25 protein-coding genes are annotated in these 24,750 nt (G+C 69.3%); 14 read left to right on the top strand and 11 right to left on the bottom strand.

Going from position 1 to position 24,750, the window contains the following annotated elements; all coding sequences use genetic code 11:
• Positions 1–129: 129 nt before the first annotated feature.
• Both K883_RS02080 and K883_RS02075 read left to right on the top strand, forming a co-directional pair.
• Complete coding sequence (locus tag K883_RS02080; protein WP_036453594.1) at positions 130–1,683, top strand: flavin-containing monooxygenase; 1,554 nt, start codon at positions 130–132, stop codon at positions 1,681–1,683.
• 51 nt (positions 1,684–1,734) lie between these two features.
• Positions 1,735–2,193 carry a universal stress protein gene (locus K883_RS02075; protein ID WP_036453592.1) on the top strand — a complete coding sequence of 153 codons (459 nt, stop codon included), beginning with the start codon at positions 1,735–1,737 and terminating at the stop codon, positions 2,191–2,193.
• A gap of 14 nt (positions 2,194–2,207) precedes the next feature.
• Here K883_RS02075 and K883_RS02070 read toward each other — a convergent pair whose 3' ends face one another.
• Positions 2,208–2,744: a TetR/AcrR family transcriptional regulator gene (locus K883_RS02070; RefSeq protein ID WP_036453590.1), complete on the bottom strand. Its 537-nt coding sequence runs from the start codon at positions 2,742–2,744 to the stop codon at positions 2,208–2,210.
• Entirely contained in the window at positions 2,728–3,174 is a 447-nt protein-coding gene (locus tag K883_RS02065) for an SRPBCC family protein (RefSeq protein ID WP_009954742.1), read from the bottom strand. The genes K883_RS02070 and K883_RS02065 overlap by 17 nt, the downstream gene beginning before the upstream one ends.
• A gap of 209 nt (positions 3,175–3,383) precedes the next feature.
• On the opposite strand from K883_RS02065, the gene nrdF reads away from it, so the two are divergent.
• Both nrdF and K883_RS02055 read left to right on the top strand, forming a co-directional pair.
• Positions 3,384–4,358, top strand: a complete 975-nt coding sequence (gene nrdF / locus K883_RS02060; protein WP_009954743.1) for a class 1b ribonucleoside-diphosphate reductase subunit beta — start codon at positions 3,384–3,386, stop codon at positions 4,356–4,358.
• A gap of 143 nt (positions 4,359–4,501) precedes the next feature.
• Positions 4,502–4,852, top strand: coding sequence for a DUF3349 domain-containing protein (locus tag K883_RS02055; protein WP_036453588.1), 351 nt, complete (start codon positions 4,502–4,504; stop codon positions 4,850–4,852).
• Positions 4,853–4,856: 4 nt separating this feature from the next.
• On the opposite strand, the gene K883_RS02050 is transcribed toward K883_RS02055, so the two are convergent.
• Both K883_RS02050 and K883_RS02045 read right to left on the bottom strand, forming a co-directional pair.
• Positions 4,857–5,897 carry an NAD(P)-dependent alcohol dehydrogenase gene (locus K883_RS02050; protein WP_014385512.1) on the bottom strand — a complete coding sequence of 347 codons (1,041 nt, stop codon included), beginning with the start codon at positions 5,895–5,897 and terminating at the stop codon, positions 4,857–4,859.
• A 107-nt stretch (positions 5,898–6,004) separates the two neighbouring features.
• The gene (locus K883_RS02045) at positions 6,005–7,123 is read right to left on the bottom strand and encodes an iron-siderophore ABC transporter substrate-binding protein (RefSeq protein WP_036453586.1); all 1,119 of its coding nucleotides are present in this window, start codon (positions 7,121–7,123) and stop codon (positions 6,005–6,007) included.
• A 229-nt stretch (positions 7,124–7,352) separates the two neighbouring features.
• On the opposite strand from K883_RS02045, the gene ctaD reads away from it, so the two are divergent.
• The 8 genes from ctaD (at position 7,353) to K883_RS02005 (ending at position 15,774) form a co-directional block, all read left to right on the top strand.
• A complete protein-coding gene (ctaD, locus tag K883_RS02040) occupies positions 7,353–9,098 on the top strand; it encodes an aa3-type cytochrome oxidase subunit I (protein WP_008259158.1) in 1,746 nt (581 codons plus the stop codon).
• A 24-nt stretch (positions 9,099–9,122) separates the two neighbouring features.
• Positions 9,123–10,358, top strand: coding sequence for a phosphoserine phosphatase SerB (serB, locus tag K883_RS02035; RefSeq protein WP_036453585.1), 1,236 nt, complete (start codon positions 9,123–9,125; stop codon positions 10,356–10,358).
• 24 nt (positions 10,359–10,382) lie between these two features.
• Entirely contained in the window at positions 10,383–11,243 is an 861-nt protein-coding gene (locus K883_RS02030) for an ABC transporter ATP-binding protein (protein WP_086427207.1), read from the top strand.
• On the top strand, positions 11,240–12,070 hold the full coding sequence (locus tag K883_RS02025; protein WP_036453582.1) for an NUDIX hydrolase: 831 nt from the start codon (positions 11,240–11,242) through the stop codon (positions 12,068–12,070). The genes K883_RS02030 and K883_RS02025 overlap by 4 nt, the downstream gene beginning before the upstream one ends.
• Positions 12,067–12,831, top strand: a complete 765-nt coding sequence (locus K883_RS02020) for an enoyl-CoA hydratase (RefSeq protein WP_051701169.1) — start codon at positions 12,067–12,069, stop codon at positions 12,829–12,831. Before K883_RS02025 ends, K883_RS02020 begins: the two co-directional genes overlap by 4 nt.
• Positions 12,832–12,841: 10 nt before the next feature.
• A complete protein-coding gene (locus K883_RS02015; protein WP_036453576.1) occupies positions 12,842–13,813 on the top strand; it encodes a class I SAM-dependent methyltransferase in 972 nt (323 codons plus the stop codon).
• A gap of 16 nt (positions 13,814–13,829) precedes the next feature.
• Positions 13,830–15,017, top strand: a complete 1,188-nt coding sequence (locus K883_RS02010) for a THUMP-like domain-containing protein (protein WP_179945080.1) — start codon at positions 13,830–13,832, stop codon at positions 15,015–15,017.
• Positions 15,018–15,090: 73 nt separating this feature from the next.
• On the top strand, positions 15,091–15,774 hold the full coding sequence (locus tag K883_RS02005; protein WP_036453573.1) for an esterase: 684 nt from the start codon (positions 15,091–15,093) through the stop codon (positions 15,772–15,774).
• A gap of 7 nt (positions 15,775–15,781) precedes the next feature.
• Here K883_RS02005 and K883_RS02000 read toward each other — a convergent pair whose 3' ends face one another.
• Together K883_RS02000 and K883_RS01995 are read right to left on the bottom strand one after the other, a co-directional pair.
• Entirely contained in the window at positions 15,782–16,168 is a 387-nt protein-coding gene (locus K883_RS02000) for a DUF6264 family protein (RefSeq protein WP_014380767.1), read from the bottom strand.
• Between the two features lie 18 nt (positions 16,169–16,186).
• Positions 16,187–17,521 carry an outer membrane protein assembly factor BamB family protein gene (locus K883_RS01995; RefSeq protein WP_036455242.1) on the bottom strand — a complete coding sequence of 445 codons (1,335 nt, stop codon included), beginning with the start codon at positions 17,519–17,521 and terminating at the stop codon, positions 16,187–16,189.
• 82 nt (positions 17,522–17,603) lie between these two features.
• Between K883_RS01995 and K883_RS01990 the strand changes: the two genes are divergently transcribed.
• A complete protein-coding gene (locus K883_RS01990; RefSeq protein WP_008259129.1) occupies positions 17,604–18,341 on the top strand; it encodes an acyltransferase in 738 nt (245 codons plus the stop codon).
• On the opposite strand, the gene K883_RS01985 is transcribed toward K883_RS01990, so the two are convergent.
• The 4 genes from K883_RS01985 to K883_RS01970 form a co-directional block, all read right to left on the bottom strand.
• The gene (locus K883_RS01985; RefSeq protein WP_036455241.1) at positions 18,338–18,883 is read right to left on the bottom strand and encodes an anti-apoptotic protein; all 546 of its coding nucleotides are present in this window, start codon (positions 18,881–18,883) and stop codon (positions 18,338–18,340) included. The two genes, K883_RS01990 and K883_RS01985, sit on opposite strands and share 4 nt — an antisense overlap.
• Before the next feature lie 92 nt (positions 18,884–18,975).
• On the bottom strand, positions 18,976–20,304 hold the full coding sequence (locus tag K883_RS01980; protein WP_036453567.1) for a cryptochrome/photolyase family protein: 1,329 nt from the start codon (positions 20,302–20,304) through the stop codon (positions 18,976–18,978).
• A gap of 11 nt (positions 20,305–20,315) precedes the next feature.
• Entirely contained in the window at positions 20,316–20,795 is a 480-nt protein-coding gene (locus K883_RS01975) for a TspO/MBR family protein (RefSeq protein WP_036453565.1), read from the bottom strand.
• Positions 20,792–22,897 carry an MMPL family transporter gene (locus K883_RS01970; protein WP_255358914.1) on the bottom strand — a complete coding sequence of 702 codons (2,106 nt, stop codon included), beginning with the start codon at positions 22,895–22,897 and terminating at the stop codon, positions 20,792–20,794. The genes K883_RS01975 and K883_RS01970 overlap by 4 nt, the downstream gene beginning before the upstream one ends.
• A gap of 144 nt (positions 22,898–23,041) precedes the next feature.
• Here K883_RS01970 and fni point away from each other — a divergent pair, with 144 nt between their 5' ends.
• Positions 23,042–24,088: a type 2 isopentenyl-diphosphate Delta-isomerase gene (gene fni / locus K883_RS01965; RefSeq protein WP_036453561.1), complete on the top strand. Its 1,047-nt coding sequence runs from the start codon at positions 23,042–23,044 to the stop codon at positions 24,086–24,088.
• A 16-nt stretch (positions 24,089–24,104) separates the two neighbouring features.
• Here the strand turns inward: fni and K883_RS01960 are convergent, their stop codons facing one another.
• Positions 24,105–24,668 (bottom strand): MarR family winged helix-turn-helix transcriptional regulator, encoded by a 564-nt coding sequence (locus K883_RS01960; RefSeq protein ID WP_020823266.1) that lies wholly within the window; start codon positions 24,666–24,668, stop codon positions 24,105–24,107.
• Between the last annotated feature and the right edge of the window lie 82 nt (positions 24,669–24,750).

Below are 24,750 nucleotides of genomic sequence, written 5' to 3'. Positions count from 1 at the left end.
GGCGATCGTCAACACTCGTCCCAACCGATACCCTGGGTACTGGGTATCTGCGCCAGCCGGGTGGCTACGGCCGAGGATGCCCGGCGAGCGCCGACCCGAGACTGGCCCGACTAGAAAGACCGATCGACCGTGACCGACGTCGTGACACACACCGAGACCGCCCCGGTTCCGGCGGCCAAGGCCTCCAAACCCGTCCACACCCGCGCCGTCATCATCGGGACCGGGTTCTCCGGCCTGGGGATGGCCATCGCGCTGCAGAAGCAGGGCGTCGGCTTCGTCATCCTGGAAAAGGCCGACGACATCGGCGGCACCTGGCGCGACAACAGCTACCCCGGATGCGCTTGCGACATCCCGTCGCACCTGTATTCGTTTTCGTTCGAACCCAAGCCGGACTGGAAGAACCCGTTCTCCTATCAGCCCGAGATCTGGGACTACCTCAAGGGCGTCACCGAGAAGTACGGGCTGCGCCGCTACATCGAGTTCAACTCGTTGGTGGATCGGGCCCACTGGGACGATGACGAGCACCGCTGGCACGTGTTCACCGCCGATGGGCGCGAATACGTCGCGCAGTTCCTGATCTCGGGCGCCGGCGCGCTGCACATCCCGTCCATGCCCGACATCGAGGGCCGCGACGAATTCGCCGGTGCCGCCTTCCATTCCGCGGAGTGGGACCACAGCGTCGACCTGACCGGCAAGCGGGTGGCCGTGATCGGGACCGGGGCTAGCGCGATCCAGATCGTGCCGGAGATCATCGACGAGGTCGCCGAACTTCAGCTCTACCAACGCACCCCGCCGTGGGTGGTGCCGCGCTCCAACCCCGAGATCCCGTTGGCGGTGCGCCGGGCCATGGAGAACGTGCCCGGCCTGCGCGCGCTCGTGCGACTTGTCATCTACTGGGGCCAGGAGGCGTTGGCCATCGGTATGACCAAGCGGCCCAACCTGCTCAAGTTCATCGAGGCGTACAGCAAGTACAACATTCGCCGATCGGTCAAGGACCGGGAGCTGCGTCGCAAGCTGACCCCGACCTACCGCATCGGATGCAAGCGAATCCTGAACTCCACGACCTATTACCCCGCGGTCGCCGACCCGAAGACCGAACTGGTCACCGACCACATCGCCCGGATCACCGCCGACGGCATCGACACCGTCGACGGCACGCACCGCCAGGCCGACGTGATCGTGTACGCCACCGGTTTTCACGTCACCGACTCCTACACGTACGTCCAGATCAAGGGCCTGCACGGCGAGGATCTGGTGGACCGCTGGAACCGTGAGGGCATCGGCGCCCACCGCGGGATCACCGTGGCCGACGTGCCCAACCTGTTCTTCCTGCTGGGCCCCAACACCGGGCTGGGACACAACTCGGTGGTGTTCATGATCGAGTCCCAAATCCGTTACGTCGCCGACGCGATCGCCACCTGCGACAAGCTGGGCGCGCAGGCGCTCGCCCCGACCCGGGCCGCCCAGGACGAGTTCAACGACGAGCTGCAGCGCCGGCTGGGCCCGTCGGTGTGGAACAGCGGCGGCTGCAGCAGCTGGTACCTGGACGAGCACGGCAAGAACACCGTGCTGTGGGGCGGCTACACCTGGGAGTACTGGCGGGCCACCCGCTCGGTCAGGCCCGCGGAGTATCAGTTCTTCGGGGTCAGCACGGGCAGGCACGCGGCCGCCGTGCAAAGTTGAGCCAATTCGTTTGGAGATTTGGCCGCCGCCGGGCGTTACAGTGACAGGGAAATGAGCGCCTATCAGACCGTCGTGGTCGGCACCGATGGCTCGGACTCGTCGCTGCTCGCGGTGGAGCGCGCGGCGGCGATCGCCGCGGACCACGGCGCGAGATTGATCGTGGTGACGGCGCATCTCCCCGTCCCCCAGGAACGCGGCCGCTACGCCATCCCGCCGGGGAGCGACCACGGCCAGGACTATCGGACGGTTGGGGAGGCCCCGTACTACAGGATCCTTCGCGACGCCACGGAACGGGCGCACCAAGCGGGGGCCAAGAACGTGGAGGAACGGTCGATCGTCGGTGCGCCCATCAACGTGCTGGTGCAGATCGCCGAGGAGGTCCGTGCCGACCTGATGGTCGTGGGCAACGTCGGGCTCAACAGCGTCGCCGGGCGGCTGCTGGGATCGGTGCCGTCCGAGGTCTCCCGCCGGGTCAAGACCGATGTCCTGATCGTGCACACCGCCAACTGAAGCACCGGTACGAATCAGCGGAGCAGTTCCGCAAAGGCGCGCGCGGCCGCGTCCACGCCGGCGTCATCGTCGGTGGCCACGAGATCCAGTAGCAGGCCACGGATTACGGCCAGCCCGAGCCTCGCCAGGGCGGGGTCGACCGGGCCGTCGGCGGCCTCCTTGACCTCGCCCAGCCAGCCGTCGACGGCGCCGGGAACCATTCGCGCGAAAGGCTTTTCGCCCTGCGCGGCGCGGGCGTAACACTCGAAGAACAGTCGCTCGAACTGTCGCAGTTCGGGCCGGCGGACATCGGCCCACATGGCGGCGAAGCCCTGGACGGGGTCGGCGGGCAACTCGGCCAGCAGCTCCATCTGGCGGCGCTCGACCTCCTCGACGATCGCTACCAGCATTCCTTCCCGAGACCCGAAGTGGTGCAACAACATTCGGTGACTGGTGCCGACCGCCTCGGCCACCGCGCGCAGCGACCGATCGCCGATCCCGCCGGTGGCGAACTCGGTGACGAGGGCATCGAGGAGTTGGCGGCGCCGCTCGGTGTCAGGGGTGCGCGCCATCGGCGCGGCTGAGCTGCTCGGAGCGGGCCTTGAGGCCCTGGGCCTCGAGTTTGAGGTATCGCCGGGTCATCGATCGCATCAGCCGCCCGACCAGTGCGCCGAGCATGCCGTTCTGGTCGATGCGCTGGCGCACCAGGGTGCCGCCGCCCGGCTGGGCGATCACGTCATGGCGGGCGCTGGCCCGCGCGCCGGGTGCGCGTTGCTCCCAGGTCCAAGACGTCCCCGGCTCGAGCTCGGTGATCTTCCAGACCAGCTTCGACATGCGTGGCTGCTTGATCGCGAACCGCTTGCCGACCGCGAGCCCGGGCCCGTCCACCGCGGCCAGCGACGTCACCGAGGCCGTCCACTCGGGCCAGCGCTCGACGTCGCTGAACACCTTCCACACCACTTGCGCCGGCGCGTCGATCTCGACGCTGTCTTCGGTAATCATGTACCAAATGGTACATCCCGTCCCCGGTTGTGGCCACGAAATGCCGGCCCGCGCGCGCATACTGGAGTGAAGAGGCAAATCCGGCGGCCCGCGGGCGTCCGCGACACGCAAAACACAACTTCTTGTGTTGCGCTCGGTTGTCGTACCCCAGGGGTAGTGTCTGGAGCCTGACGTCCCTCAGGCAAAACGGCGTGTGAAGCGGGGTTCTGGTGACCGAAAACATGAAGCTGATTGACCGCGTTTCGGCGATCAACTGGAACCGGCTGCAGGACGAAAAAGACGCGGAGGTGTGGGACCGGCTCACCGGCAACTTCTGGTTGCCCGAGAAGGTGCCGGTGTCCAACGACCTGCCGTCGTGGGGCACCCTGACCGCCCACGAAAAGCAGATGACCATGCGGGTGTTCACCGGCCTGACGCTGCTGGACACCATCCAGGGCACGGTCGGGGCGGTCAGCCTCATTCCCGACGCGCTGACCCCGCACGAGGAGGCCGTCTACACCAACATCGCCTTCATGGAGTCGGTGCACGCGCGCAGCTACAGCAACATCTTCTCCACGCTGTGCTCGACGGCCGAGATCGACGACGCGTTCCGCTGGTCGGAGGAGAACCCCAACCTGCAGCGCAAGGCCGAGATCGTCATGCAGTACTACAAGGGCGACGAGCCGCTCAAGCGCAAGGTCGCCTCTACGCTGCTGGAAAGCTTCCTCTTCTACTCCGGCTTCTACCTGCCGATGTACTGGTCGAGCCGGGCCAAGCTGACCAACACCGCCGACATGATCCGGCTGATCATCCGCGACGAGGCCGTCCACGGCTACTACATCGGCTACAAATTCCAGCGCGGCCTGGCGCTGGTCGACGACGCACGCAAGCAGGAGCTCAAGGACTACACCTACGAGTTGCTCTTCGAGCTCTACGACAACGAGGTGGAATACACCCAGGACCTCTACGACGAGGTCGGGCTCACCGAGGACGTCAAGAAGTTCCTGCGCTACAACGCCAACAAGGCGCTGATGAACCTCGGCTACGAGGCGCTGTTCCCGCGCGACGAGACGGACGTGAACCCGGCGATCCTGTCGGCGCTCTCACCGAACGCCGACGAGAACCACGACTTCTTCTCCGGCTCGGGCTCGTCGTACGTGATCGGCAAGGCCGTCGTCACCGAGGACGAGGACTGGGACTTCTAGCAGGGCATTCAGCCAAGCGGTGTGTGAACGCCGCGTGAATTGTGGCGACCCCGCGGCGGCCCGGTGGCGCCGCCGGCCAGGTTGCCGGGAGACTGGTGGGCGTGGCGATTACCCCATCTTCTACGGCCGCTTTCTTCCGTTCAGTGATCCAGTGGCTGCAATGCGGCTACCCCGACGGCGTTCCCGGACCCGACCGTGTACCGCTGTTGGAGCTGCTGCGCAGCACCCCGCTGACCGAGGACCAGATCAAGGAAGTCGTCGACGCGATAGACGAGGAAACCAAGCCGGGCGAGGAGATCAACCGCGACGTGATCGCCGATTTCATCTCCGACATGACCCACTACGACGCCGGCCCGGAGAACATCGCGCGGGTGGCCGCCCGGCTGGCCGCCGCGGGCTGGCCGCTGGCGGGCATCACACACCCGCCCGAGGCGGCCGAAAATCCCGGCGCGGCCAACGGCAAGGCCGAAGCGGCCCCCCACACGGCGTCCTGAGCCGCTACAGCTTCGAGATGTCGATGACGAAGCGGTAGCGGACGTCGCTGGCCAGGACGCGCTCGTACGCCTCGTTGATGTAGTCGGGGTCGATGACCTCGATTTCGGGCGTGACGTTGTGTTCGGCGCAGAAGTCCAGCATCTCCTGGGTCTCGGCGATCCCGCCGATGTTCGACCCGGACAGGCTGCGGCGTGCCAGCGCCAGCGGGAACGCGCCGACTTCCATGGGGTGCTCGGGGATGCCCAATTCGACGAGGGTGCCGTCGACGTCGAGCAGGCTCAGGTAGTCGTTGAGCTTCAGGTTCGCCGAGACGGTGTTGAGCATCAGGTCGAAGCTGCTGCGCAACTTCTTGAAGGTCTCGGGGTCGGCGGTGGCGTAGTAATGCTTGGCGCCCAGCCGCAGCCCGTCTTCCATCTTCTTCAGCGACTGCGAGAGCACGGTGACCTCGGCGCCCATCGCCGCGCCCAGCTTGACGCCCATGTGCCCCAGGCCGCCCAGGCCGATGATCGCGAGCCGGGTGCCCGGACCGGCCTTCCAGTGCCGCAGCGGCGAGAACAGCGTGATGCCCGCGCACAGCAGCGGCGCCGCCTTGTCCAGCGGCAGCGAGTCGGGGATGCGCAAGACGAAGTTCTCGTCGACGACGACCGCCTGGCTGTACCCGCCCTGCGTCGACGTGCCGTCCTTGTCGATCGAGTTGTAGGTGAAGGTTGCGCCGTTCTTGCAGTACTGCTCGAGCCCGGCGTCGCAGCTGCTGCACCGGCCGCAGGAATTCACCATGCAACCCACGCCGACGTGGTCGCCCACCTTGAACTTGGTGACCTCGGCGCCGACCTCGGTCACGACGCCCGCGATCTCGTGGCCCACGACCACGGGGTAATTCGGCGTGCCCCATTCGCCCTTGGCGGTGTGGATGTCGGAGTGGCAGATGCCGGCGAATTTGATGTCGATCGCCACGTCGCGCGGGCCCGGGTCGCGCCGCTCGATGGTGGTCTTGGTCAGCGGTTCGGTCGCCGACGTGGCGGCGTATGCCGAAACAGTGCGCATGAATATTCCTCTTCGGTCCGATGGCTTCGACCAAAATTTTAGCTAGGGTAACGTTCTTCCGCCAACTATCGGGGCGAACATCACGTTGTGACGATGCTGGCCCGGCCTCAGTTGATGGGGGCGTTCACCAGGCGCAGGTCGTCGACGATGCCGCGGGCCGCGATCAGCCCCTCGCCGGTTTGCCAGATCTCGTCGTTGACGACATAGACCCGGTTGTCGCGGTTGGCCGACAGCTTGCGCCATGGGCCGCTGTCGAGCACCGTGGCGGCACGGTCGGCGGCGGCCGGGGTGGCGCACGACAGGTACACCACGTCGGCGTCGGCGATGGACAGGTCGGGGTCCTTCGCGAGGTCGGCGTCGGTGGCGCCGATCTCGACGTAGGGCTTGTCGGTGAACCGCTGCGTCGCCGGCCGGTCGACGCCGACCGAGCCGAGCACGCTGGCCGGGAAGTTGTTGGCGCCGTAGACCCGGATCGCCTCGGTGGTCAGCCGCACGATCGACGCCTGAAAGTGGGAGGCGTCGTGGCGCGCGCCTACGTCGGTCGCCCGTTTCGCGAACCCGCCGAGCAACCCGTCCATCGCGGTGCCGCGCGCGGTGGCGGCGCCGACGGCGCGCAGGTTGTCCTCCCACGCCGCGCCCGGCGCGCCGGTGAACACCGTCGGGGCGATCGCCGCCAGCTGCGGATACAGGGTGGGCGTCAACCCCTGGGAGCCCAGGATGAGGTCGGGGTGGGCCGCCTCGATCGCCTTCACGTCCGGGTGGGAGCGCGTGCCGGCGCCGGGCACACCGTGCACCGCGCCGCCGAGATAGGCGGGCTGGGTCGGCGAGCCGTCCGGCAGCGCGGCGGCGACCACCCGCGATTGCAGGCCCAGGGCGCACAACGCGTCGAGCTGATCGCCGGAGAGCACCACGATGCGCTGCGGGTCGGCGGGCACCTGCACCACGTCCGGCTCGACGCCGGCGGCGTTGTGGACGCGCCGCTTCGCGGCCCCCGCGTCGGCCTCGGCGGCCTCGCGGGCGCACGAATCGTCGGGCCGGCGGTCGTTTCCGAGCACCCCGGCCCCCGCGATCTGAGTGGTGGGGGTGACCAGCGAAGGGGCCGGGGGCGTGGCGGCGGGCCGGTGGGATCCGCAGCCGCCGCATGCCACCACGACCGCGGCCGCCACGGCGCCGGCGACGGCGACCCCGGGGGCCAGCCGCGGGGGTCTGATCACGCCGAACGACACGCGTCAGACGCTAACACCATCGACCCGTGGCGATCGGGAGCGCGGCGGAGCCGGGCGAAGCGGGTCGCCATCACGCCCCCTGCCGGCGCCGCGACGAAGGACGCGGCGCCCCGCAGACCCATTTACGACAGTTTGTAGGACCAGCCCTGACGTCGCCATCATCGACGGCTAAGATTCGACTCAATAGTGATGTTGGGCCAGTGTCCGATCCGGATGTTTGGAGAAGCTGTTGACAGCCGAAGCGCCCCCCTTGGGAGAACTCGAGGCCGTTCGTCCGTACCCGGACCGCATGGGCCCCAAAGGGAACCTCGTCTACAAACTGATAACGACCACCGATCACAAGCTGATCGGCGTGATGTACACCGTCACCTGCTTCGCCTTCTTCTTCATAGGCGGGCTGATGGCGTTGCTGATGCGCACCGAGCTGGCCGCTCCCGGGCTGCAGTTCCTGTCCAACGAGCAGTTCAACCAGCTGTTCACCATGCACGGCACGATCATGCTGCTGCTCTACGCCACCCCGGTGGTGTTCGGTTTCGCCAACCTGGTGCTGCCGCTGCAGATCGGGGCGCCCGACGTGGCGTTCCCGCGGCTGAACGCCTTCTCGTACTGGCTGTTTCTGTTCGGTGGGCTGATCGCCGCGTCCGGCTTCATCGTCCCGGGTGGGGCCGCCGACTTCGGCTGGACCGCCTACACACCGCTGTCTGACGCCGTCCACTCGCCCGGCGCCGGGGGAGACCTGTGGATCACCGGGCTGATCCTCGCCGGCCTGGGGACCATCCTCGGGGCGGTCAACATGATCACCACCGTGGTGTGCATGCGCGCGCCCGGCATGACGATGTTCCGGATGCCGATCTTCACCTGGAACATCCTGGTGACCTCGATCCTGATCCTGATCGCGTTCCCGATCCTGACCGCCGCGCTGTTCGGACTGGCCGCCGACCGCCATCTGGGCGCCCACATCTACGACGCGTCCAACGGCGGAGTCCTGTTGTGGCAGCACCTGTTCTGGTTCTTCGGCCATCCCGAGGTCTACATCATCGCGCTGCCGTTCTTCGGCATCGTCACCGAGATCATCCCGGTGTTCTCGCGCAAGCCAGTCTTCGGCTACACCACGCTGGTGTACGCGACGCTGTCGATCGCGGCCCTGTCGGTCGCGGTGTGGGCGCACCACATGTTCGCCACCGGAGCCGTTCTGCTGCCGTTCTTCTCGTTCATGACGTACCTGATCGCGGTGCCCACCGGGATCAAGTTCTTCAACTGGATCGGCACAATGTGGAAGGGGCAGTTGACCTTTGAGACACCGATGCTGTTCTCGGTCGGCTTCCTGCTCACCTTCCTGCTCGGTGGCCTGACCGGCGTGATGCTGGCCAGCCCGCCGCTGGACTTCCACGTCACCGACAGCTACTTCGTCGTCGCCCACTTCCACTACGTGCTGTTCGGCACCATCGTGTTCGCGACGTATGCGGGCATCTACTTCTGGTTCCCGAAGATGACCGGCCGCCTGCTCGACGAGCGGCTGGGCAAGCTGCACTTCTGGTTGACGTTCATCGGGTTCCACACCACCTTCCTGGTGCAGCACTGGCTGGGCGACCTCGGCATGCCGCGGCGCTACGCCGACTACCTGCCCAGCGACGGCTTCCAGCCCTACAACATCGCCTCGACCGTGGGCGCCTTCATCCTGGGCGCGTCGATGTTCCCGTTCGTCTGGAACGTCTTCAAGAGCTGGCGCTACGGCGAGGTCGTCACGGTCGACGACCCGTGGGGCTACGGCAACTCCCTGGAGTGGGCGACGAGTTGCCCGCCGCCGCGGCACAACTTCACCGAGCTGCCCCGAATCCGTTCGGAGCGGCCGGCATTCGAGTTGCACTACCCGCACATGGTGGAACGGCTGCGCGCCGAGGCGCATGTGGGCCGGGCGCACGGGCCGGCGGACAAGGACGTCACCAGGCTGGACGACGTCCAGGTTCGCAGCTGATGGCCTGACGGGCGGCTGTCGGGAGTGAACTCACCACCCAAGGTGTCGGTGCTGATCACCGTCACCGGCGTGGACCAACCGGGTGTGACCGCGACCCTTTTCGAGGCGTTGTCGCGGCACGGGGTCGAGCTGCTCAACGTCGAACAGGTGGTGATCCGGCACCGGCTGACGCTCGGCGTGCTGGTGTGCTGCCCGGCGGTCGTCGCCGACGGCGACGAGCTTCGCCATGACGTCGAGTCGGCCATCCGCAAGGTGGGCCTGGACGTCAGCATCGAGCGCAGCGACGACGTGCCGATCATCCGGGAACCCTCGACGCACACCATCTTCGTGCTGGGCCGGCCCATCACCGCCGGCGCGTTCGGCGCGGTGGCCCGCGAGGTGGCCGCGCTGGGCGTCAACATCGACCTGATTCGCGGGGTCTCCGACTATCCGGTGACCGGGCTGGAGTTGCGGGTCTCGGTGCCGCCCGGGACCGACGGCCGGCTGCGGACCGCCCTGAACCGGGTGTCCAGCGAGGAGCACGTCGACGTCGCGGTCGAGGACTACACGCTGGAGCGGCGGGCCAAGCGGCTCATCGTGTTCGACGTGGACTCCACCCTGGTGCAGGGCGAGGTCATCGAGATGCTGGCGGCCAGGGCGGGCGCCGAGGGCAAGGTCGCCGCGATCACCGACGCCGCGATGCGCGGCGAGCTGGACTTTGCGCAGTCGCTCGAGCAGCGCGTGGCGACGCTGGCGGGCCTGCCCGCCACGGTGATCGACGAGGTCGCCGACCAGCTGGAGCTGATGCCGGGCGCGCGGACCACGCTGCGGACCCTGCGGCGGCTGGGTTACGCGTGCGGCGTGGTCTCCGGGGGCTTCCGCCGGATCATCGAGCCGCTGGCCGAGGAGCTGATGCTGGACTACGTCGCGGCCAACGAGCTCGAGATCGTCGACGGCACCCTCACCGGGCGCGTGATCGGCCCCATCGTCGACCGTGCCGGAAAGGCAACGGCGCTAAGGGAATTCGCGCAGCACGCCGGTGTTCCGATGGCGCAGACCGTCGCCGTGGGCGACGGCGCCAACGACATCGACATGCTGGCCGCCGCCGGGCTGGGGATCGCGTTCAACGCCAAGCCCGCGCTGCGCGAGGTCGCCGACGCGTCGCTGAGCCACCCGTACCTGGACACGGTGCTGTTCCTGCTGGGCATCACCCGCGGCGAGATCGAGGCCGCCGACGCGATCGACGGCGAGGTCCGCCGGGTGGAAATCCCGCCCGAGTAGGTTGCTTGTGTCGATCCGATGGGCATACGGCACCATGGTCGGGTGCCCGAAAACGGAAGCGAGGCAGCCGACCCCGATCTGCTGATCGAATTGCGCGAGGTGTCGCTGCAGCGCGGCGGCAACGTCCTGGTCGGGCCGCTGGATTGGGCGGTCGAACTCGACGAGCGCTGGGTCATCGTCGGGCCCAACGGGGCGGGCAAAACCTCGCTGCTGCGGATCGCCGCGGCCGCCGAACATCCCTCGTCCGGCGTGGCTTTCGTGCTCGGTGAGCGGCTGGGCAGGGTCGACGTGACCGAATTGCGCTCCCGCATCGGGCTCAGTTCCTCGGCGTTGGCGCAGCGCGTCCCCGGCGACGAGATGGTGCGCGATCTCGTCGTCTCAGCCGGCTACGCGGTGCTGGGCCGCTGGCGCGAGCGCTACGAAGACGTCGACTACCGCCGGGCGATCGACATGCTGGAGAGCCTGGGCGCGGAGCATCTGGCGGACCGCACCTACGGCACGCTGTCGGAGGGCGAGCGCAAGCGGGTGCTGATCGCCCGCGCGCTGATGACCGACCCCGAACTGCTGCTGCTCGACGAACCCGCCGCCGGCCTGGACCTGGGCGGCCGCGAGGAGCTGGTGGCGCGGCTGGCCGACCTGGCCGCCGACCCCGACGCCCCCGCCCTGGTGCTGGTCACTCACCACGTCGAGGAGATCCCGCCCGGGTTCAGTCACTGCATGCTGCTCGCGGAAGGTCGGGTGGTGGCCGCGGGATTGCTCACCGACGTGCTGACCGCGGAGAATCTGTCCACCGCGTTCGGCCAAGCGATCGCCCTCGACGTCGTCGACGGGCGCTATTTCGCGCGGCGAGTCCGCACCCGCGCAGCCCACCGGAGGCAACTATGACGTCACCCGAGGAAGCCCCGCTGGTCCCCAGGCCGGCGGCGACCGTGATGCTGGTCCGCGACACGGGTCCGGGACTGGGCGTCTTCCTGATGCGGCGGCACGCCAAGATGGAGTTCGCGGCCGGGACGATGGTGTTCCCCGGAGGCGGCGTCGACGACCGCGACCGCAACGCCGACATCGCCTGGGCCGGACCGCCGCCGGAGTGGTGGGCGCAGCGCTTCGGCATCGAACCCGACCTGGCCGAGGCGCTGGTCTGCGCCGCGGCCCGCGAGACGTTCGAGGAATCGGGGGTGCTGTTCGCGGGGCCGGCGGGCCGGGGCCGTTCGGCGCCGGACAGTATCGTTGGCGACGCGTCAGTGTACGGCGACGCTCGCCGGGCGCTGGCCGACGGGACGTTGTCGTTCGCGGACTTCCTGCGGCGGGAGAACCTGGAGCTGCGCTCGGACCTGTTGCGGCCGTGGGCCAACTGGGTCACCCCGGAGGCCGAGCGCACGCGGCGCTACGACACCTATTTCTTCGTGGGCGCCCTGCCGAGGGGGCAGCGCGCCGACGGCGAGAACACCGAATCCGACAGTGCGGGCTGGACGACGCCGGAGGCGGCGATCGAGGACTTCGCGGCCGGACGCAGCTTTTTGCTGCCGCCGACCTGGACGCAGCTGGACTCGCTGGCCGGGCGGACCGTCGCCGAGGTGCTGGCCGTGGAGCGCCAGATCGTGCCGGTGCAGCCGCACCTCGAAATCCAGGGCGACAACTGGGTTTTCGAGTTCTTCGATTCCGACCGCTACCACCAGGCGCGGGAAGCGGGCGGGCTGGGGTGGCGGCATTGAGCGAGTTCGTCAGCGTCGTGGTCAGTGACGGCTCGCAGGACGCCGGCCTGGCCATGCTGCTGCTGTCGCGGCCACCGACGAACGCGATGACCCGCCAGGTCTACCGGGAGGTCATCGCCGCGGCCGAGGAATTGGGGCGCCGGGACGACGTCGCCGTCGTGATCCTGTTCGGCGGCCACGAGATCTTCTCGGCCGGCGACGACATGCCCGAACTGCGGACGCTGCGGGGCGCCGAAGCCGAGACCGCCGCCCGGGTCCGGCAGGAGGCCATCGACGCGGTGGCGGCCATCCCCAAGCCGACCGTGGCCGCCATCACCGGATACGCGCTGGGCGCGGGGCTCACGCTGGCGCTGGCCGCCGATTGGCGCATCAGCGGGGACAACGTGAAGTTCGGCGCGACCGAAATCCTGGCCGGCCTGGTGCCCGGCGGCGACGCGATGGCCCGCCTGACCCGGGCCGCGGGGGCGAGCAAGGCCAAGGAGCTGGTGTTCAGCGGGCGGTTCTTCGACGCCGAGGAAGCCCTGGCGCTGGGCCTCATCGACGAGATGGTGGCGCCCGACGACGTCTACGACGCCGCCGCACGATGGGCGCGCCGTTTCCTCGACGGACCGCGGCACGCGCTGGCCACCGCCAAGGCCGGGATCAACGACGTGTTCGACCTGGAGCGCGCCGAGCGCCTCGCCGCCGAACGCCGCCGCTACGCGGACGTGTTTTCCGCTGGTCAGGGCGGTGGCGATCGGGCGGATCCCGGCGGCCGTTAGGCTGCCCTGCATGACGAGTTCGACCGACGCCGTTCCGACGCCCCACGCCACCGCCGAGCAGGTGGAGGCCGCCCGGCACGACAGCAAGCTGGCCCAGGTGCTCTATCACGACTGGGAGGCCGAAACCTACGATGAGAAGTGGTCGATCTCCTATGACCAGCGCTGCATCGACTACGCGCGGGGCCGTTTCGACGCCATCGTGCCCGACGCGGTGCTGCGGGAGTTGCCCTACGACCGGGCCCTCGAATTGGGCTGCGGCACAGGGTTTTTCCTGCTGAATCTGATCCAGTCCGGGGTCGCGCGCCGCGGGTCGGTGACCGACCTGTCGCCGGGCATGGTGAAGGTCGCCACCCGCAACGGGCAGTCCCTGGGGCTGGACATCGACGGCCGGGTGGCCGACGCCGAGGGCATCCCGTATGAGGAAAACACCTTCGATTTGGTCGTCGGGCACGCCGTGCTGCACCACATTCCCGATGTCGAGCTTTCGCTGCGCGAGGTGATCCGGGTGCTGCGCCCGGGCGGGCGGTTCGTCTTCGCCGGCGAACCAACCAGCGCCGGCGACGTCTACGCCCGCGAGCTGTCCACGCTGACCTGGCGGATCGCCACCAACGTCACCAAGCTGCCGGGCCTGGGCAGCTGGCGGCGCCCGCAGGCCGAGCTCGACGAATCCTCCCGCGCCGCGGCGCTGGAGGCCATCGTCGACCTGCACACCTTCACGCCCGGTGACCTCGAGCGGATGGCCGCCAACGCCGGCGCCACCGAGGTGCGGACCGTCAGCGAGGAGTTCACCGCCGCGATGTTCGGCTGGCCGGTGCGCACCTTCGAGGCGTCGGTGCCGGCCGGGCGGCTGGGCTGGGGCTGGGCGAAATTCGCGTTCAACGGCTGGAAGGCGCTGAGCTGGGCGGATGCCAATGTGTGGCGCCGCGTGGTGCCGAAGGGCTGGTTCTACAACGTGATGGTGACCGGGGTCAAACCCTCCTGAGCGCCGGAGCCGGGCCATCGAATTCAGCGCCGACGACGTCGGCTACCTGCGGTCGCAAGCCGGCGCCGCGGCGCTTTCTGCCGTCGCCGAACTCGAGCTGACGGACGCCACCCGGGTCGCCGACGTCGCCGCGGCCCGCGCCCGCTTCGGTGAGCGGGCGGCGGTGCTGGTGGAGACCGTCCTGTTGCGCCGCCGCGCCGCGGAGAAACTGAGCGGGCTGGGGTGCGCCGTGTCGGACTGGCTGTTCACCGACGAGGCGCTGCAGCAAGCCACCGCCGCGCCGGTGGCGGTGCACCGGGCCGGTCGGCTGGCCGAGGCCGCCCCGGACGCCGCCGTGCACGACGCGACGTGTTCGATCGGCACCGAGCTGGCCGCGCTGCGCGGCCGCGGGATCACCGCGGTGGGCAGCGACGTCGACGCCGTGCGGCTGGCCATGGCGCGCCACAACGTGGGGGTCGCGGGGCTCTGCCGCGCCGACGCGCTGCACCCGGTGACCCGCGACGCCGTGCTCGTCGTCGATCCGGCGCGCCGCGCCGAGGGTCGGCGGCGCCTGCGCATCGACGACTATCAGCCCGGCCTGGCCGCGTTGCTGGAGGCGTATCGCAGCCGGGATTTTGTCGTAAAGTGCGCTCCCGGAATCGATTTCGACGAGGTGCGACGGCTGGGCTTCGACGGCGAGATCGAGGTGACGTCCTATCGCGGCTCGGTCCGGGAAGCCTGCTTGTGGTCGTCGGGATTGGCCCGGCCCGGCGTCACCCGGCGGGCGAGCGTCCTCGACCGCGGCGAACAGGTCACCGACGCCGACCCCGACGATTGCGGCGTGCGGCCGGTCGGGCGGTGGATCGTCGACCCGGACGGCGCCGTCATCCGGGCCGGGCTGGTGCGCCACTACGGCGCGCGGCACGGGCTGTGGCAGCTCGATCCCGACATCGCCTACCTCTCGGGTGATCGGCTGCCGGCCGGGGTGCGGGGCTTCGAGGTGATCGAGCGGCTGGTCTTCGACGAACGACGGCTGCGGCAGGCGCTCTCGGCGCTGGACTGTGGGTCGCTGGAGGTATTGGTCCGTGGGGTGCGGGTCGACCCCGACGCGCTGCGCAAACGGATGCGGCTGCGGGGCCGCCGGCCGCTGTCGGCGGTCATCACCCGGATCGGGTCGGGAACCTCGGGGCGCGCGACGGCGTTCGTTTGCCGGGCGTCCCGGTAGCGCCCGGTACGCTGGCGGCAGTTACTTTTTCGGTCACGCCCCGCCCTGGCTAGTTTGCGAGGACAATTCCACGATGCGTTATCTGATAGCCGCTGCGCTGCTCGCACCGGCGGTGTTGTTGGGCTGGCCGGCCGCCGCCGAGCCGCCGTCGTGCGCGAGCCTCGGCGGCAGCGTCGAGGCCGGCCAGATGTGCCGCGTGCACGCCACCGGCCCCAACTACATGCTCACCATGACGTTTCCCACCGACTACCCGGATCAACAGGCGCTGACCGACTACATCACCCAAAACCGGGACGGCTTCGTCAACGTCGCGCAGAGTTCCGGGGGGCGCGACCAGCCGTACCAGCTGGAGGCCACCACCGACCAGCACAGCGCCGGTCAGCCGCCGCACAACACCCGCAGCGTGGTGCTCAAGTTCTTCCAGGACGTCGGGGGAACGCGGTCGTCGATCTGGTACAAGGCGTTCAACTACAACCTCGGGACGAAGCAGCCCATCACCTTCGACACCCTGTTCCCGCCGGGGACGACGCCGCTGGACGCCATCTTCCCGATCGTGCAGCGCGACCTGGAACGTCAAACCCCTTTGGGCGCCGCGATTTTGCCGTCGACGGGCCATGATCCGTCGCACTATCAGAATTTCGCCATCACCGACGATCAGCTGATCTTCTACTTCGCCCCGGGCGAGATGCTGCCGGCGTTCGGGGGGCCCGCCCAGGCCCAGGTGCCGCGCAACGCGATCCCGCCGCTGGCCATCTGACCACGGCTCAGACCGGCCCGGCCCGCAATTCCATCGCCACGGCCAGCGCCGCCAGCGCCACCTGGGCGAGGCAACCGATGATCGGGACGAAGAAGGCCCTCCTCCCGCGCACCAGCAGGTACACGGCGACCACGACGTCGGCGACCAAGAGGGCGGCCCCGCCCCAGGTGCCCAGGTTCATGGCCCGGTCGATCCAGGCGGGATCGCCGCACTTCTGATAGCTGCACGGGTCGGTGCTCATCACCAGCAGGCCCAGGACCACAAAGGTCGCCCCGTAGAGGCCGCCATGGATGACCAGCAGGACGAGCGTCGCCACGATGTCCGCGGTGCTTGCGCGCCGGCCCTCCGCTGTGGTGGTCGCGGCGTCCTGCGCTGTGGGGTCGTCGATCGGCACGTAAGGAGTATGTCCCGGTCAGGCCGGCGCGAAACCGTAGACCTGGCCGTCGCTGGTGGCGACCACCACCCGCCGGTCGGTGCCGACCGCAACCCCGAGCGGATACCCGGTGGCCGCCGGCAGCGGATAGCTGTTCAGCGTGTGGCCGTCACCGGGATCGAAGACCAGCACCGACATCCCGGGGGCGCCGTTGGCGGGCGGTCCGCCGACCACCGTGTAGCCGACGCCGGCGCCCGCGAGGCTCGACGACGACAGGGGGACGGCGTCGTCGCGGCGCCACACCTGGTCGGCGTGATCGCCGGCGTCCTTGAACGCGACGAGCCGCGTGTCGGGCCCGCCACCGGAGACGATCAGCCCCTGCGGGGTGATCGCCGGGGGAGTCTGCGCCAGAAATCCCAGCGGCGCCGACCACTTCACCTTCGCGTCCGCGGTGCGCAGCGCCCACAGGCGTTCGTCGCGGCCGTTGACGTAGACGGTCGACCCGTCGGCAGAGAGCACCGGGCTGGCGATGGGGCCGGCGCCCACGGCGTCGCTGGTCCACTCCTTGGTCAGCAGCGGCGTCTGCCCGGGGTGGTACTTCAGGCCCACCAGCACCGCGGCCGGTGCCCCCGGCTGCCAGACGCCGAGCACCGCCATCCCGTTGGCGGCCGAGAAGGCGGGGGCCGCCGCCACCGGGCAGCCCTGGCGCGCCGGCGCGCAGTCGGCGAGCCCGCGCGTCGCATCGGTGGGATCGATGCCGTCCACCAGATCGAGCGGGCTGCTCACCACCTGGCCGCGATGTGAGTCGAAAACCAGCACCTGCCCCAGGTGCGTGGCGACGAGTAACTCGCCGCTACCGAGGAACCGCGGCGTCGTGGGCATGCCGATCACCGGCTGGCGCCACCGCGTCCACTGCGTCACCGGGAACGACAGGAAGGCGCCGGGCTGGCCGACGTAGAGATTGTCGAAGCCGTCGAGCAGCGGCCCGCCGAAGCCGCCGCCCTGGAACAACCGCACACACCAGCGCTGGCGCCCGTTGTGGTTGTTCTCCCACTCCATCAGCGAGCAACCCGCCGAGGTCTGGGCGTTCAGTGCCAGATAGCCCCGGGCGCTCAGCGCCGGTCCGGCGGCCAGGCTCCCCTTGACCGACCGGGTCCACTGCAACGACAACTTGGTGGCCCCGCCGGTGGGGGTGTAGCTGCTGTTGGCGGCGTCGGCGTATTGCGCCGGCCAGCCTTGTGCGGCCGATGCGTCCACCCACGAGTCGGTGGTGCCGCAGCCGCCGACCCCGGCCACGAGCGCCGCCGCCAGCAGCGCGGATGAGCAACGCCGAAGCCCACTGACGAGGTGTCGGGCAAGCACGTCGGTTTCCAAGTCCTTCCCCAGGGCGTGCGCAGGTGCGGCGGTCGAGTACACGTGAGGGTATCGCTTGGGCTCTCGACTAGGCTTTCCGGCCATGACGAGCATGTGGGGCGCCCCGGTCCATCGCCGCTGGCGTGGATCGAACCTGCGCGACCCGCGCCAGGCCAGGTTCCTCACGCTGGCCTCGCTGAAGTGGGTGCTGCGCAACCGCGCGTACACCCCGTGGTACCTGGTGCGCTACTGGCGGTTGCTGAAGTTCAAGCTGGCCAACCCGCACATCATCACCCGCGGCATGGTCTTTCTCGGCAAGGGCGTGGAAATCCATGCCACGCCCGAGCTCGCGCAGCTCGAGATCGGCCGCTGGGTCCACATCGGTGACAAGAACACCATTCGCGCGCACGAGGGTTCGCTGCGGTTCGGCGACAAGGTGGTGCTGGGCCGCGACAACGTCATCAACGCCTACCTCGACATCGAGCTCGGCGATTCGGTCCTGATGGCCGACTGGTGCTACGTGTGCGATTTCGACCACCGCATGGACAACATCGACATGCCCATCAAGGACCAGGGCATCGTCAAGTCCCCGGTGCGGATCGGCCCGGACACCTGGGTGGGGGTCAAGGTGTCGGTGCTGCGGGGCACGTCGGTCGGGCGCGGTTGTGTGCTGGGATCGCATGCGGTGGTGCGCGGCGTGATTCCGGACTACTCGATCGCGGTGGGCGCGCCGGCCAAGGTGGTCAAGAACCGCCAGCTCGCCTGGGAGAGCTCGGCCGCGCAGCGTGCCGAACTCGCCGCCGCCCTGGCCGACATCGAACGGAAAAAGGCCTCCCGCTAGCTGTCCGGTTGCGGCCGGTCGTCGACCTTGAAATGGAAGTTGACGTCGCCCGCGGCGACGTTCGTGACGGTCACCAGCACACCGTATTTCTGGCCGTGGTCGGTGATCTGACACCGAAGTGTCGCGCCCGCAACGCCTTTCAGATTGTCGGGGCAGGTCACCGAGTCCGGCTTTCTGCCCACCCGCTGGCCGAGCTGGGTGCTGATCGCGGCGGCGACCTGCTCCTTGCCGACCATCTCCACCATGTCGAACTTGACGTCGCCGCCCTCGACGCTGGTGACCGTGACGTTGACGCCGAACGGCCGGTTCTTGACCTTCATTTCGCAGGTCACCTGCGCGCCGAGGGTTGCGGGCAGGTCGTTCGGGCAGTTCACCGACTCGGGCTTGTTGCCCGCGGCGTCGGTCATCTTCGCGGAGATCTGGCCGGCGACCTCGCTCCTGCTCACCGCGTGCGACGAACCGATCGAGCAGGAACAGCCCGCGACGGCGGTGATGAGGCCGGCGGCAGCGCACGAAACCGGCAGCGCGCGGATGACGGTCATTGTCGCCTCCCGAATGGCTTGACCCGTGAATCGGCCGATCATGGCATGCCCATCGGCTACGGGTGCGCGATTAAGGCAAACGAGCGCCGAGATCAGATGCTCTGATAGCGCCGCAGCGCTTCGGCCCGTTCGGCGGCGTGGTCGACGATGGGCTGCGGGTAGTTGTCCGGGCGCCGGCCCTTGCGCAGGTGCGCGTCATCGGCCGAGCGCAGCTCGGGCACCCAGCGGCGGATGTAATCGCCTGTGGGGTCGAACTTTTCGCCCTGTGTCGTCGGGTTGAACACCCGGAAGTAGGGCGCGGCATCGGTGCCGCAGCCCGCACACCACTGCCAGCCGTGCTGGTTGTTCGCCATGTCCCCGTCCACGAGCTGGTCCAGAAACCATGCCGCGCCCCACTGCCACGGCAGATGAAGGTCCTTGACCAGAAACGACGCGACGCTCATCCGCACCCGGTTGTGCATGAACCCGGTTTCGCGCAGCTGCCGCATCCCGGCGTCGACGAAGGGAAAACCGGTCTCACCGGCCTTCCACGCCGCGAAGCGGCGCTCGGCCTCGGCGCCGGAGTCGGTCGGGATGCCGTCGAAATCTTTGTTCCAGTTGCGCCACGCGCTCGCGGGCCAGTGGTGCAGCACGTCGGCGTAGAAATCGCGGAAAGCCAACTCCCGCAGGTACGCCTGCGCCCCGCCGCCGCGCAGGTCCAGGTCGGCGGCCAGGGCGCGGGTGTGGATGGTGCCGAATTTCAGGTGCGCCGACATTCGGCTGGTGCCGTGCAGGTCGGGCCTGTTGCGGTCGTCGGCGTAGCTTTTCAATCCGTTGTCGAGGAAGGACTTCCACTGGGCGCGCGCCGCGGCCTCGCCGGCGGCGACATCGAGCGGGACACCGGGGTCGGGGATTTCGCAGTGCTCGACCCGCAGGCGCGCCGGATCGAGCCAGCGCGCGGAGGCGGCGCCCGATGTGGCCGGGGCCGGCCAACCGACTTTGTGCCACTGCCGCAGAAACGGTGTGAACACCTGGTACGGGGAGCCGTCCGGCTTGGTGACGCGTCCGGGCGAGACGAGGTACGGCGAGCCGGTCGCCACCAGCGGGACCGCGCCCAGCGCGGCGCGCACCCGTTCGTCGCGGCGCGTGCCGAACGGCGCGAAGTCCTCGGAGATGTGCACCGACGTCGCGCCGATCTCCTTGGCGATGCGGGGAATCTGGGTGTCGGGCCGCCCGCGGGTGACGAGCAGCCGCCCGTCGAGGTCCGCGCGCAGCCGCCGCAGCGAGTCACCGAGGAACTGCAGCCGGCGCTGTCCCGACGAGCTTTCCAGCCGCGGATCGAGCACAAAGCAGGCGAGCACCTCGTGGGCCTCGGCCGCGGCGAGCAGCGCCGGATGGTCACGCAGCCGCAGATCGCGGCGAAACCACAACAGGGCGGGCATGATTCGGCCCCTTAACGGTTGAGCCGCCAGATGTGGGTGGACAGGATGGTCGCGAAGCCGCACCACACCGGGTAGGGCAGTAGCACCGGCCCGCCCCGCGGGCCGGCTTGCGCGGTGCGCCTCACCAGGTCGGCGCTGCTGGCCGTCAGCGCCGCGGCACCGACAGCGGCCGCACCGAGCTTGTGGTACCGAAAGAAGAGCCAACTCCACCCGGCGTTGAGGAGCAGATTGACCACCAGGGCAGCGGCGTAGCTGCGCGCCTGGTCATGGCGCCCGGTGGCCCGAAACCGGTCGATGGCCACCGCCGACGTGACCGCGATGTCCGCGTAGAGCGTGGTCCACGCGACGGGGAAGGCGGCGCGCGGCGGCTGGTACGCGGGCTTGCGAAGCCGCGCGTACCACGGCGAGGCGGCGTCGGCGCTGGCGACGCTGCCGGCGCCGGCGGCCGCGGCGACGCCCAGGGCCGTCGCACCTAAGATCGATTTGTTCACGGCGTGCTCCGTTCGCGTTGGGCCCGATCCGCTTGTTGTTCAACGGGTTCGGCATTGGCGGGGCTGGTGGGCCACCAGATTCGGTCGCCGATGAGGGCGAACAACGCCGGGATGACCAGGGTGCGCACCACGAAGGTGTCGAGCAGGATGCCCAGGCCGACGATGATCCCCAACTGCGTCAGGACGATCAACGGCAGCACCCCGAGCACGCAGAACACGGCGGCCAAAACGATTCCCGCGCTGGTGATTACGCCTCCGGTCGCCGACACCGCGCGCACCATCCCGTCGCGCGCGCCGTGCCGTGCGGCCTCTTCGCGGGCGCGGGTGACCAGAAAGATGGTGTAGTCCACGCCGAGGGCGGCCAAGAACAGGAAGGCGAACAGCGGGGTGGTGTTGTCCAGTGCCGGAAAACCGAAGATATGGATGCTCGCCCAGCCGCCCATGCCCAACGCGGCCAGGGCACCCAGAATCGTCGCGGCCAGCAGGGTCGGCGGCGCGAGGGCGGATCGCAGCAACGCATACAGGACGACCAGGATGACGGCCAGGATCGCCGGGATCAGCAGCACGCGGTCATGCGCGGCCGCGTCCCGGACGTCGAGGGCCTGCGCGTCGGCGCCGCCCACCAGCGCGCCGGGGTCGGCGGCCCGGGTCGAATCCCGCAGTGCGGCAACGATGCCGAACGCCCGGTCGGACGACGGCGGTGCGTCGATCACCACCGACCACTTCGTCAGCCCCGTTTCCGAGCGGCCGGACTCGGTCACCGAGACGACGCCGGGCGTGGCCCCGATCGCCTGCCGCACGGGCGACGCGTGGGCGGTGGGCGCGACAACCAGTGTCGGGTTGGCCAGGCCGGCCGGGAAGTGTTCGGCCACAACGGTGTAACCGGACACCGAATCCGCGCGCACGCGGAACTGCTCGGTCTGCGACAGCCCGATCCGGGTCCCCCACAAGCCCGTGCCCAGGGCGGCCAGCACCGCGATCGCGACCACCGCAACCAGCGCGGGACGACGGGCGACCGATTCCGCGATGCGCCGCCAGGCACCGGAATCCCGGTCCTCGGCGTCGTCGGTGTGCGGGATGAACGGCCAGAACAATCGGCGGCCGCACACGGCCAGCATCGGCGGCAGGATGACCAGCACCGACACCGCGGCGACCACGAGGCCGCACGCCGCCAGCGCGCCCAGACTGCGTGTGCTCGGAGTGGCCGCGAACAGCAGCGTGAGCAGCGCCAGCACCACGGTGGCATTGCTGGCAACGATGGCCGGCCCCGCCCGGCGCACGGCGTGCCGCAGGGCGACGCGGTGCCCGGAATGGCGTCGTAGCTCTTGGCGATACCGGGAGATCAACAACAGCGCGTAATTGGTGCCCGCCCCGAACACCAGCACGCTGGTGATGCCCGACGTGGCGCCGTCGAAGCTCAGCCCGGTCAGCGACGCCACCGCCGTACCGACCGCGGCCGCGACCCGGTCGGCGAATCCGACGACGAGCAACGGGACCAGCCACAGCACCGGGGACCGGTACGTGGCGATGAGCAGCAGCGCCACCACCGACGTCGTCACGGCGAGCAAGGTGATGTTGGCGTTGGTGAAGGCGCTGGCGATGTCGGCGCCGAACGCCGGCCCGCCCGTGACGTGCACCTGCAGATCCGTGGGCAGGCCGCTCGCCGCGGCCGTGCGCAGCGCCGTGACCGTGCGGTCGAGGTCAAGCCCCGACAGGCCGCCGCTGATCGGCACGATGCCCAGGACGGCCTTTCCGTCGGTCGACGGCAGCGCGGGCGCCGCGCCATCCCCGCCGGGCGGCGCGGCGGCCTGGGCCCGATCGCGTGCCGCGCGTGCGGCCGAAACGTCCGAGGGGCTGAGCACCGCGCCGTCGGTCCGGCTGACCACGACAATCACCGGGGCGCGGTCCCCGCCGGGGAACTGCCGCGACAGCGCGTCCACCTCGGCCGACGCGGAGTCGTCGGGCAGCGATTTCGGTGACTGGCCCGCCGCCGCGTTCTCGCCGATGAGAACCATGAAACCGGCCCCCAGCAGGGCCGCGACCAGCGCGAGCAGCCACGAACGTCGACCCGTCACAGCGGTGGCCAAGGGCTCCCACACCACGAACACAACCCTTTCAGTTAGTTAAACATTAATCAACTGAAACGACGCAGCGCCACGGAGTCGGCATGCCGGTGCGCGAAAGGGGGCACTATGAACATTATGGACGCGATGCGGAGACATTGATGGACGCGAGGCCTGCCGGCGATGACCGCTGACCGTGGCGCGATGAAGAATCGCAAGCGGCGGCACATCGACGTGTGCCTGAGCGAGCCGGTCGGCTATGCCGGCGTGACCACCGGCCTGGACCGGTATCACCTGCCCTACAACGCGCTCACGCAGACCAGCCTGGGCGACATCGACCTGTCCACCACGTTTTTCGGTGCCAACTTGCGCTCTCCGATCCTCATCGGCGCGATGACCGGGGGCGCAGAGTTGTCCGGGACGATCAACCGCAATCTGGCGGCCGCCGCCCAACAGCTCGGCGTCGGCATGATGCTCGGCTCGCAGCGCATCATGCTCGACAGCGCGCTGGGGGAGCGCGCCGCGGACAGCTTCACGGTTCGCGACGTCGCCCCAGATGCGTTGCTGTTCGGCAACATTGGGCTATCCCAGCTGGCGAAGGCGGCCGTGCCGGACCTGGCCAAGGCCCTCGATCGGGTGGGCGCCGACGCGCTTGCCGTTCATACCAATCCGTTGCAGGAAGCGATGCAACACAACGGCGACACCGACTTCTCCGGCTCGGTGGACCGGCTGCGCGAAGCGGCCGACGCCCTCGGCTACCCCGTGTTGCTCAAGGAGGTCGGCCACGGCATCGGCGGCGCCGCGGTGGCCGAACTCCTTGGGGCCGACGGCACGCTCCCGGTTGCCGGAATCGACGTGGCGGGCGCCGGCGGCACGTCGTGGTCGCGGGTCGAACAGTTCGTGCGTTACGGCGAACTGCGCCATCCGGAGTTGGCCGACTGGGGAATCCCCACCGCGCGTGCGGTCGTGGAGGTGCGCGAGGCGCTGCCGGAGATCCCGCTGGTGGCGTCCGGTGGCATCCGAACCGGGATGGACGCGGCCAAGGCGATCGCCCTGGGGGCCGACGTCGTGGCCGTGGCCCGGCCGCTGCTGCCGGCCGCGATCGAATCCACTGCGGCGGTGCTGGATCGGCTGCAGCCGTTCATCGATGAGCTTCGGGTATGCCTGCACGGCTGCGGTGCGGCAGACCTTGCGGCGCTGCGCGACGTCGACCTCGTCCGCGTTACGTAGCTTCGCGGTCCGGCCGTCACCCCGGGGTACGGCTCGCCGTTCCCGCACTCCGTCGGCCTTTCGCCGCGGTGCGCTTTTTGGGAGTCGGTGCGGTGAGCGCGGATTCGAAGGTGGACATCGCCTCGATCATCGCCGTGAACACCCGATGGGCTGCCGCCAAGTCGCGGTCGGGCAGGTCGGCGAGGGCGGTATGCAGCTCGGCGCCCAGCGGCGTGAAGAATGAGCGCGCCAGCGCCATTCCGGGCTTCTCGTAGCGCAGCAGCGTCTTTCGGCGGTCCTGCGGGTCCGGTTCGCGCCGGACGTGCCCGGCGTCGATCATGCGGTCGACGAGATAGGTGATCGCGGCGGGCGATACGTCCATGCGCCTCCGCAATTGCGCCGGCGTCAAGGGCGTCCCGGCGGTTTCGGCGACCATGATGTGCAGCAGCGCGTGGAAGTCGGTGCCGCTGACCTCGTTTTGCCGCGCGAAGTGCCGCCCGATGCGGTCGGACTGCGCGGTGATCGCGCGCATGTCCGCCGACATCAACTTCTCGAGTTCGCCTCGATCGATTCGCCGGTCAGCGGCGCCGCGCTTGGTCACTTACCCGCATCCTTCGCCAAGATACGCCGACCAGCGTTTCGGGACCGCTGCGCGCGGCCAGGTCCGGTCGGTGGCCATCAGC

Source organism: Mycobacterium sp. TKK-01-0059, assembly GCF_000709305.1.
Classification (GTDB): domain Bacteria; phylum Actinomycetota; class Actinomycetes; order Mycobacteriales; family Mycobacteriaceae; genus Mycobacterium; species Mycobacterium intracellulare.
Note: the sequence above shows the minus strand (reverse complement) of the source record. Positions and strands in the feature narration are given on the sequence as shown.

Excerpts from the sequence above, each read along its gene's own strand:
- K883_RS02005 (WP_036453573.1), top strand. The coding sequence starts at position 15,091 with ATGCGTTATCTGATAGCCGCTGCGCTGCTCGCACCGGCGGTGTTGTTG.
- K883_RS02075 (WP_036453592.1), top strand. The coding sequence starts at position 1,735 with ATGAGCGCCTATCAGACCGTCGTGGTCGGCACCGATGGCTCGGACTCG.
- K883_RS01985 (WP_036455241.1), bottom strand. The coding sequence starts at position 18,883 with ATGACCGTCATCCGCGCGCTGCCGGTTTCGTGCGCTGCCGCCGGCCTC.
- K883_RS02025 (WP_036453582.1), top strand. The coding sequence starts at position 11,240 with ATGACGTCACCCGAGGAAGCCCCGCTGGTCCCCAGGCCGGCGGCGACC.
- K883_RS01980 (WP_036453567.1), bottom strand. The coding sequence starts at position 20,304 with ATGCCCGCCCTGTTGTGGTTTCGCCGCGATCTGCGGCTGCGTGACCAT.
- K883_RS02015 (WP_036453576.1), top strand. The coding sequence starts at position 12,842 with ATGACGAGTTCGACCGACGCCGTTCCGACGCCCCACGCCACCGCCGAG.
- K883_RS02065 (WP_009954742.1), bottom strand. The coding sequence starts at position 3,174 with ATGATTACCGAAGACAGCGTCGAGATCGACGCGCCGGCGCAAGTGGTG.
- K883_RS02070 (WP_036453590.1), bottom strand. The coding sequence starts at position 2,744 with ATGGCGCGCACCCCTGACACCGAGCGGCGCCGCCAACTCCTCGATGCC.
- fni (WP_036453561.1), top strand. The coding sequence starts at position 23,042 with ATGACCGCTGACCGTGGCGCGATGAAGAATCGCAAGCGGCGGCACATC.
- K883_RS02050 (WP_014385512.1), bottom strand. The coding sequence starts at position 5,897 with ATGCGCACTGTTTCGGCATACGCCGCCACGTCGGCGACCGAACCGCTG.
- K883_RS01990 (WP_008259129.1), top strand. The coding sequence starts at position 17,604 with ATGACGAGCATGTGGGGCGCCCCGGTCCATCGCCGCTGGCGTGGATCG.